Below are 9,809 nucleotides of genomic sequence, written 5' to 3' on the forward strand. Positions count from 1 at the left end.
ACCTTGCGGTGTTAGTACGGCGACGCCGGGAACCGCGGCGTACCGTCCACCACCCCTTTAACGGCCCCGGGGGGCCCCCGGCGGGCCGCCGCCCGGGGGGGGCCCCCCCCCCACCCCACCGCCCGGCCCCCCCCCCCCACCCCCCCCCCCCCCCCCACCGGGGGGGGGCCCGACGTGCTACTGCTGCTCAGCGATTACCGGTAGTCGCTGAACCCGTAGTCGTCCAGCGGGACCGCGGCACCGGTGGTGGTGCCGAAGCCCTCCGGGCTGTAATAGGTGTCGTCGTAGGACGGCACCGCGTACGCCGCGGCACGGGCCTCTTCGGTCGGCTGGACCTGGATGTTGCGGTACCGGTTGATACCGGTACCGGCCGGGATCAGCTTACCGATGATCACGTTCTCCTTGAGGCCGATGAGCCGGTCGGAGCGGCAGTTGATGGCCGCGTCCGTCAGGACTCGGGTGGTCTCCTGGAAGGACGCCGCCGACAGCCACGAATCGGTGGCCAGCGACGCCTTGGTGATACCCATCAGCACCGGACGGCCGGCCGCGGGCTCGCCGCCCTCGGCGACGACCCGGCGGTTGGACGCCTCGAACTCGGCACGCTCGGTGAGCGAACCGGGCAGGAACTCGGTGGCACCCGAATCGATGATCGTCACCCGGCGCAGCATCTGGCGGACGATGACCTCGATGTGCTTGTCGTGGATCGACACACCCTGCGAGCGGTAGACCTCCTGGACCTCGTGGACCAGATGGATCTGCACCTGCCGGGGGCCCATCACGCGCAGCACCTCGTGCGGATCCGCCGCGCCTTCCAGCAGCTGCTGGCCGACCTCGACGTGATCGCCGTCGGAGAGCAGCCGTTCGGTGCCGTCGTCGTGCTTGAAGACACGCAGCCGCTGACGCTTGGACAGCTTGTCGTAGACCACTTCGTCGCCACCGTCATCGGGGATGATGGTGATCTTGTAGAAGCGATCGTCGTCCTCCAGCCGCACCCGGCCCGAGACCTCGGCGATCGGGGCCTTGCCCTTGGGCACGCGGGCCTCGAACAGCTCCTGCACACGCGGCAGACCGCCGGTGATGTCGTCACCCGCGACACCACCCTGGTGGAAGGTACGCATGGTCAGCTGGGTACCGGGCTCACCGATGGACTGGGCGGCGACGATACCGACGGCCTCGCCGATATCGACCAGCTTGCCGGTCGCCATCGAACGGCCGTAGCAGACCGCGCAGACCCCGGTACCGGTGCCGCAGGTCAGCACGGAGCGGACCCGGACCTCGGTGATACCGGCTTCCAGCAGCGCCTCGATGGCCGGGTCGCCGAGATCGGCGCCCTTGGTCACCACCACGTTGCCGTCGGCGTCCAGCGCGTCGGACGCGAGCGTCCGGGCGTAGGCGGAGGTCTCCACATGCGGATCCCGGATCAGCGTGCCGTCGGGCTGCTTCTCCGCGATATGCACGACGATGCCGCGTTCGGTGGCGCAGTCGTGCTCGCGCACGATCACGTCCTGCGACACGTCCACCAGACGACGGGTCAGGTAACCCGAGTCGGCGGTACGCAGCGCGGTATCGGCCAGACCCTTACGAGCACCGTGGGTGTTGATGAAGTACTCGAGAACGGTCAGGCCCTCACGGAACGAGGACTTGATCGGCCGCGGGATGAACTCACCCTTCGGGTTCGTCACCAGGCCCTTCATACCCGCGAGGGTACGGGTCTGGGTGAAGTTACCCGTGGCGCCCGAATCGACGATCGTGATGATCGGGTTATCGGCCGGGTAGTGCGCGCGCAGCGCCTTACCGACCTCTTCGGTCGCTTCCTGCCAGATCTTGACCAGGGCGTTGTTGCGCTCCTGATGATCGAGCGCACCGCGCTGGTACTTCTTCTCGATCTGATCGGACTGCGCCTCGTAGCGCTCCATGATCTCGGCCTTCTCCGGCGGAACGAGCACGTCCGACATGGAGACGGTGACACCCGAACGCGTGGCCCAGTAGAAGCCGGCGTCCTTCAGCTTGTCGACGGTCTGCGCGACCACGATCATCGGATACCGCTCGGCGAGATCGTTGATGATCGTCGCCTGCCGCTTCTTCGGCATGGGCTCGTTGATGAACGCGTAGTCCCCGGGCAGCAGTTCGTTGAACAGCACCCGGCCCAGCGTGGTGTGGGTGGTCCAGGCATCGCCGCGCCGCCAGCCGTCCGGGAACAGCTCCGCCTCGACATCCTTGGGCGGGCGCTGATCGGTCAGCCGCACCTTGATGCTCGACCGCACGGTCAGCTCACCGCGGTCGACCGCCATCTGCGCCTCGGCGGGGGAGGAGTACACGCCCGTCTCCGGGCCGTCGGCGGTCGCCGGCCGGTACTCGCCCTTGGCCCCTTCGTCGAGGCGGGTCAGGTAGTACAGGCCGGTCACCATGTCCAGACGCGGCATGGCGAGCGGACGGCCGGACGCCGGCGACAGGATGTTGTTCGAGGACAGCATCAGGATGCGGGCCTCGGCCTGCGCCTCCGCCGACAGCGGCAGGTGCACGGCCATCTGGTCACCGTCGAAGTCGGCGTTGAACGCCTCACAGACCAGCGGGTGCAGCTGGATGGCCTTACCCTCGACCAGCTGCGGCTCGAAGGCCTGGATACCCAGGCGGTGCAGGGTCGGCGCACGGTTCAGCAGCACGGGGTGCTCGGCGATGACCTCTTCGAGCACATCCCACACCTGCGGCCGCTGCCGCTCCACCATCCGCTTGGCGGATTTGATGTTCTGCGCATGGTTCAGGTCGACCAGCCGCTTCATCACGAACGGCTTGAACAGCTCCAGCGCCATCAGCTTCGGCAGACCGCACTGATGCAGTTTCAGCTGCGGACCGACGACGATGACCGAACGGCCGGAGTAGTCGACGCGCTTACCGAGCAGGTTCTGCCGGAACCGGCCCTGCTTACCCTTGAGCAGATCGCTCAGCGACTTCAGCGGACGGTTGCCCGGGCCGGTGACCGGCCGGCCGCGACGGCCGTTGTCGAACAGCGCGTCCACGGATTCCTGCAGCATCCGCTTCTCGTTGTTGACGATGATCTCGGGCGCGCCGAGGTCGATCAGTCGCTTGAGGCGGTTGTTGCGGTTGATCACGCGGCGGTACAGGTCGTTCAGGTCGGAGGTGGCGAACCGGCCACCGTCGAGCTGAACCATCGGACGCAGCTCCGGCGGGATCACCGGAACGGCGTCGAGCACCATGCCCATCGGCGAATTGCCGTTGGACTGGAACGCCGCGACAACCTTGAGCCGCTTGAGCGCACGCAGCTTCTTCTGGCCCTTACCGCTGCGGATGGTCTCCCGCAGGTTCTCGGCCTCGGCCTCGATATCGAAGTTCTCCATCAGCTTCTGGATGGACTCCGCGCCCATCGCGCCGGTGAAGTACTCGCCGTAGCGGTCCTGCAGCTCGCGGTAGAGGACCTCGTCCACGATCAGCTGCTTGGGAGCCAGCTTGGTGAAGGTGTTCCAGATCTCCTCGAGCCGGTCCAGCTCACGCTGGGCGCGGTCGCGGATCTGCTTCATCTCGCGCTCGCCGCCGTCCTTGACCTTGCGGCGCACATCGGACTTGGCGCCCTCGGCCTCCAGCTCGGCGATATCGGCTTCGAGCTTCTGCGCCCGGGCCTCGAGATCGGCGTCGCGCTGATCGGTGACGGTCTTCTTCTCGACCTCCATCTCCGCTTCGAGGGTCGACAGCTCGTTGTGCCGCATTTCCTCGTCGACCGCGGTGATGACGTAGGCGGCGAAGTAGATGATCTTTTCCAGATCCTTCGGCGCCAGATCGAGCAGGTAGCCGAGCCGGCTCGGCACACCCTTGAAGTACCAGATGTGGGTGACCGGGGCGGCCAGTTCGATATGACCCATCCGCTCACGCCGTACCTTGGCGCGGGTCACCTCGACACCGCAGCGCTCACAGATGATGCCCTTGAAGCGGACGCGCTTGTACTTACCGCAGTAGCACTCCCAGTCCCGGGTGGGACCGAAGATCTTCTCGCAGAACAAGCCGTCCTTCTCGGGCTTGAGCGTGCGGTAGTTGATGGTCTCCGGTTTCTTCACCTCGCCGTAGGACCAGTTACGGATGTCCTCGGCGGTGGCCAGGCCGATCCGGAGTTCATCGAAGAAGTTGACGTCTAGCACGTAACTTCCTTTCCCCTGTGCGGGTCGAATACGAGCAAAAGTTCTCTAGTGGAATTCGAACGCGGTGGCCGGGTGCCGAGCCGTAAATCGGCGACGGCACCCGGCCAACGCCCTAGTTCGCCAGATCGTCGACGGTGGCCGCTTCGTTGCGGGACAGGTTGATGCCCAGGTTGGCCGCCGCCCGCTCCAGATCCTCGTCGTCGCCGTCGCGCATCTCGATCGCGGCGCCGTCGGACGACAGCACCTCGACATTGAGGCACAGCGACTGGAGTTCCTTGAGCAGAACCTTGAACGATTCCGGAATGCCCGGCTCCGGAATGTTCTCGCCCTTGACGATCGCCTCGTAGACCTTCACCCGGCCCACCACGTCGTCGGACTTGATGGTCAGCAGTTCCTGCAGGGTGTAGGCGGCGCCGTAGGCCTGCATGGCCCAGCATTCCATTTCGCCGAAACGCTGACCACCGAACTGCGCCTTACCACCCAGCGGCTGCTGCGTGATCATCGAGTACGGGCCGGTCGAACGGGCGTGGATCTTGTCGTCGACCAGGTGGTGCAGCTTCAGGATGTACATGTAGCCGACCGCCACCGGGTACGGGAACGGTTCGCCGGACCGGCCGTCGAACAGCGTCGCCTTGCCGTTGTCGTCGACCATCCGCTCGCCGTCGCGGTTGGGCAGCGTCGAGCTGAGCAGACCGGTGAGCTCCTCCTCGCGGGCACCGTCGAAGACGGGGGTGGCGATATTGGAGTCGGCCGGGGCACCCAGCATTTCCTCCGGCAGCGCCTTCGCCCAGTCGGGACGGGTGCCGTCGGTGGCCACATCGACCTTCCAGCCCGCCTTACCGATCCAGCCCAGGTGCGTCTCCAGGATCTGGCCGATGTTCATACGACGCGGCACACCGTGGGTGTTCAGGATGATGTCGACCGGGGTGCCGTCCGGCAGGAACGGCATATCCTCGGTCGGCAGGATCTTGCCGATAACACCCTTGTTGCCGTGCCGGCCGGCCAGCTTGTCGCCGTCCTGGATCTTGCGCTTCTGCGCCACGTACACCCGGACCAGCTCGTTCACGCCCGGAGGCAGATCGTCGTCGTCCTCGCGGGAGAACACGCGGATACCGATGACCTTGCCGGATTCGCCGTGCGGCACCTTCAGCGAGGTATCGCGCACTTCGCGCGCTTTCTCACCGAAGATCGCGCGCAGCAGCCGCTCCTCGGGGGTCAGCTCGGTTTCACCCTTCGGCGTGACCTTGCCGACCAGGATGTCGCCGTCGCGGACCTCCGCACCGATACGCACGATGCCGCGCTCGTCCAGATCGGCCAGCACCTCGTCGGAGACGTTCGGGATATCCCGGGTGATCTCCTCGGCGCCCAGTTTGGTGTCGCGGGCGTCGATCTCGTGCTCTTCGATATGGATCGAGGTCAGGACATCGTCCTCCACGAGGCGCTGCGACAGGATGATCGCGTCCTCGTAGTTGTGGCCTTCCCACGGCATGATCGCGACGAGCAGGTTCTTGCCCAGCGCCATCTCACCGTTCTCGGTGCACGGCCCGTCGGCCAGCACCTGGCCGACCTCGACCCGCTGGCCCTCGTCCACGATCGGCCGCTGGTTGGCGCAGGTGCCCTGGTTGGAGCGGGCGAACTTACGCATCCGGTAGCTGCGGCGGGTGCCGTCGTCGTGCATGACGGTGATGTAGTCGGCGGAAACCTCCTCGACCACACCGGCCTTCTCGTTCACGACCACATCGCCGGCGTCCACCGCGGCACGCAGCTCCATACCGGTGCCCACGACGGGCGCCTCGGAACGGATCAGCGGCACGGCCTGACGCTGCATGTTCGCGCCCATGAGGGCACGGTTGGCGTCGTCGTGCTCGAGGAACGGAATCATGGCGGTCGCCACCGACACCATCTGGCGCGGCGAGACATCCATGTAGTCGACCTCACCCGGGGCGACGAACTCCATCTCCTCGTTGCCCTTACGGGCGAGGATGCGGTCGTCGATGAAGCGGCCGTCGGCGTCGATCGGCGAATTGGCCTGCGCACGGGTGTGCCGGTCCTCTTCGTCGGCGGTCAGGTAGACGACCTCGTCGGTGACCCGGCCGTCGACGACCTTGCGGTACGGCGTCTCGATGAAACCGAACGGGTTGACCCGGGCATACACCGCGAGCGAGCCGATCAGGCCGATGTTCGGGCCTTCCGGAGTCTCGATCGGGCACATCCGGCCGTAGTGCGACGGGTGGACGTCGCGGACCTCGAGGCCGGCACGTTCGCGGGACAGACCACCCGGGCCCAGCGCGTTGAGGCGGCGCTTGTGGGTCAGGCCCGACAGCGGGTTGTTCTGGTCCATGAACTGCGACAGCTGCGAGGTGCCGAAGAATTCCTTGATCGCCGCCACGACGGGACGGATGTTGATCAGGGTCTGCGGCGTGATGGCCTCGACGTCCTGGGTGGTCATGCGCTCACGCACGACGCGTTCCATCCGGGACAGGCCGACGCGGATCTGGTTCTGGATCAGCTCGCCGACGGTACGGATACGGCGATTACCGAAGTGATCGATATCGTCGACCTCGACCGGCACCTCGACGCCGCCGGGGACGGTCATCGTCCGGTCGCCCTGGTGCAGGCGCACCAGGTACTCGATGATCGCGACGATATCGTCCTTGGTCAGCACCGAACCGGTGACCGGGACGCCGGCGTTGATGCCGAGTTTCTTGTTGACCTTGTACCGGCCGACGCGGGCCAGGTCGTAGCGCTTCTCCTTGAAGAACAGGTTCTCCAGCAGGGTCTGCGCGGACTCCTTGGTCGGCGGCTCGCCCGGACGCAGCTTCCGGTAGATATCGAGCAGGGCCTCGTCCTGGCCGGCGGTGTTGTCCTTCTCCAGCGTGGACATCATGATCTCGGAGAAGCCGAACCGCTCGACGATCTCCTCGTTGGTCCAGCCGAGGGCCTTGAGCAGCACGGTGACGGGCTGACGGCGCTTACGGTCGATACGCACACCGACGGTGTCGCGCTTGTCGACGTCGAACTCCAGCCAGGCGCCGCGGCTCGGGATCACCCGGACGCTGTGCAGATCCTTTTCGGTGCTCTTGTCGACCGTCTGATCGAAGTAGACGCCCGGCGAACGCACCAGCTGGGACACCACGACACGTTCGGTGCCGTTGATGATGAAGGTGCCCTTATCGGTCATCATCGGGAAATCGCCCATGAAGACCGTCTGGCTCTTGATCTCACCGGTGTTGTTGTTGATGAACTCCGCGGTGACGAACAACGGCGCCGCGTAGGTCATGTCCTTGTCTTTGCACTCGTCGATGGAGGCCTTGACCTCTTCGAAGCGCGGATCGGAGAAGGACAGGGACATCGAACCGGAGAAGTCCTCGATCGGCGACAGCTCCTCGAGGACCTCTTCGAGCCCGCCGACCAGCCCGCCGTCGCCGCGAGCGGCAGCCCGCTCGCGCCATTCCGGCGTGCCGACCAGCCAGGCGAAAGATTCCGTTTGTAGATCGAGAAGTCCGGGCACCTCCAGCGGCTCCCGGAGCTTCGCGAAAGACACCCGCAACGGAGCCCCGGGGATACCTCCGGAAACTCCCAGCTTCGTATTGGCGCTTGTCTGGGTGGAGACTGCCAAGATGCGTCCTTCCAGCACCTCACGCGCGTCGCGTGGTGGTCCGCGACCGTCGCTTGTCTGCTACATTTTGGGATTCTCGCTGGTCACGACCCGAACGAGACTCGAACAGCAAACAACGGAAGCAACACCGGAAGGGTGGAACTTTCGTAGTGCGATCAAGGTATGGACAGGAGGCAGCCAGCGCAACGTCCAAACCTACACCTACCTATACGGAGGTGTCAAAGTACCACCCCGGCGAACCGCTGTCCGGCTGACGCGCCGGGCCGGTTCCGCTGGCTGCGTTCCGGGCCACGGCCGCGCCGGCGAGAGCCGATTCGGCGTCGGTGGTCGTGCACTACCGAGGCAACCGAAGCTGCCTCCAATAGCGTGACTGGTCCGGCGAAACTCGTCAAGTGCCCGTGCCGACCTGCCGGTCTGCCGAATCCGCCGGTGCCAACAAGATCAGCCGAAACCCCCGCGCGAGCCGCACCGACGCGCCGGTCACGCCCCCCGCGGTACCCGCACAACGAACAGCGCGCCGGGGAAAACCCGACGCGCTGTTTCCGGCCAGTAAGTTCTGTCACACCTTGGGGTACTGCATGGTGTCGAAGTCCGACCCCGGGAAATCGTTGCCCCGGTCCCCCGCACCGAGCTGCTGCCCGGAGTTGTAGGACATCACCATCGTCTCATCGTTCTGATCGAGCGATTCCCGAATGGCGGCCTGCGCCGCGGCCGGCAGGGTGTGCATGATCTCCCGGACGCGGTTCTTCCGCCGCTGCACGGCCTGGCGCACCGGCATACCCGGCTGCGCTTTCATCTGCGGGATGATGCCCTCGACCTCTTCGGCACCACCGTGGTGATGGCCGGCATCGACCATCGCCTGCTCGCGCGCCATCTGGGCCTCGTCCTTTTCCTCGGACATACCGATGGGGCCGATCATGCGGCCGTTGAGGAACTGTTTGACCACCGGCTCGTCACTGGTGAGGAGCACCTCGCGCGGACCGAACATCACCAGCTGGCGCCGGAACAGCATGCCGATATTGTCGGGCACCGTACGCGCCAGGTTGATGTTGTGCGTCACGATGAGGATTGTCGCGTCGATCTGCGCGTTGATATCGATCAGCAGCTGGCTGAGATAAGAGGTACGTACCGGATCCAGCCCCGAGTCGGGCTCGTCGACCAGGATGATCTGCGGATCGAGCACCAGCGCGCGCGCCAGACCGGCACGTTTGCGCATACCGCCGGAGATCTCGCCGGGCAATTTGCCCTCGGCGCCGAGCAGACCGGTGAGCTCCAGCTTCTCCATCACGATCTTGCGGATATCGGATTCGGATTTCTTGGTGTGCTCGCGCAGCGGGAAGGCCACATTGTCGAAGAGATTCATCGAACCGAACAGTGCGCCGTCCTGGAACAACACGCCGAACAGTTTGCGGATCTCGTAGAGCTCCTTGTTCGAGCAGGTGGTGATATCGGTATCACCGATGAAAATGGATCCGCGCTCGGGCCGCAGCAGGCCGATGAGCGACTTCAGGAATACGGACTTACCGGTGCCCGACGGGCCCAGCAGCGCGCTGACCTCACCGGCAGGCAGGGTAATAGAAACGTCCTGCCAAATCCGCTGTGAACCGAACGACTTGGTTACACTCTCGGTCCTGACCTCGACGCCCACGCCAACCTCCACATTTCTCAGCGAGCTACCCACTCGGCACCGCTGACCCGGTAGCGGTGCGTCACGTCACAGTGGGTCCGGCCACTGTATCGCATGGGCGACCGGTAACACAGCCGACCTGACCCAAGAGTAACCACCGCCGGGTCGGTACACACCACAGAATTGCCATTAACCTGCACCGGGCAGACATCGGCCTCCGAACGCGAAAACCGGGGGGAAACCCCAGCGTCACCGCCCTATAAAGAAAGACGAGCCCAAAATAGACCCAAACCAATTCCCCCCCCCCGAGCCCGGCCGGGCAGTATCCATCGCGAAGGCCACCCGGCTTCCGGCCGATATGGCGGCCGAGCGCCAAGGGTATTTCTGGGTCGATTCGGCACGCGCACACCTACTT

At 65.4% G+C, this 9,809-nt stretch carries 3 protein-coding genes; all 3 read right to left on the minus strand.

Annotated elements, in window-relative coordinates:
• Window positions 1–194: 194 nt before the first annotated feature.
• On the minus strand, window positions 195–4,148 hold the full coding sequence (locus QH276_RS14105) for a DNA-directed RNA polymerase subunit beta' (RefSeq protein ID WP_280400360.1): 3,954 nt from the start codon (window positions 4,146–4,148) through the stop codon (window positions 195–197).
• A 112-nt stretch (window positions 4,149–4,260) separates the two neighbouring features.
• Window positions 4,261–7,785, minus strand: a complete 3,525-nt coding sequence (locus QH276_RS14110; protein WP_280406758.1) for a DNA-directed RNA polymerase subunit beta — start codon at window positions 7,783–7,785, stop codon at window positions 4,261–4,263.
• A 541-nt stretch (window positions 7,786–8,326) separates the two neighbouring features.
• Window positions 8,327–9,415, minus strand: a complete 1,089-nt coding sequence (locus QH276_RS14115; RefSeq protein WP_280400930.1) for an ABC transporter ATP-binding protein — start codon at window positions 9,413–9,415, stop codon at window positions 8,327–8,329.
• Between the last annotated feature and the right edge of the window lie 394 nt (window positions 9,416–9,809).

The organism is Nocardia carnea, assembly GCF_029869215.1.
In the GTDB taxonomy this organism is placed as follows: domain Bacteria; phylum Actinomycetota; class Actinomycetes; order Mycobacteriales; family Mycobacteriaceae; genus Nocardia; species Nocardia carnea_B.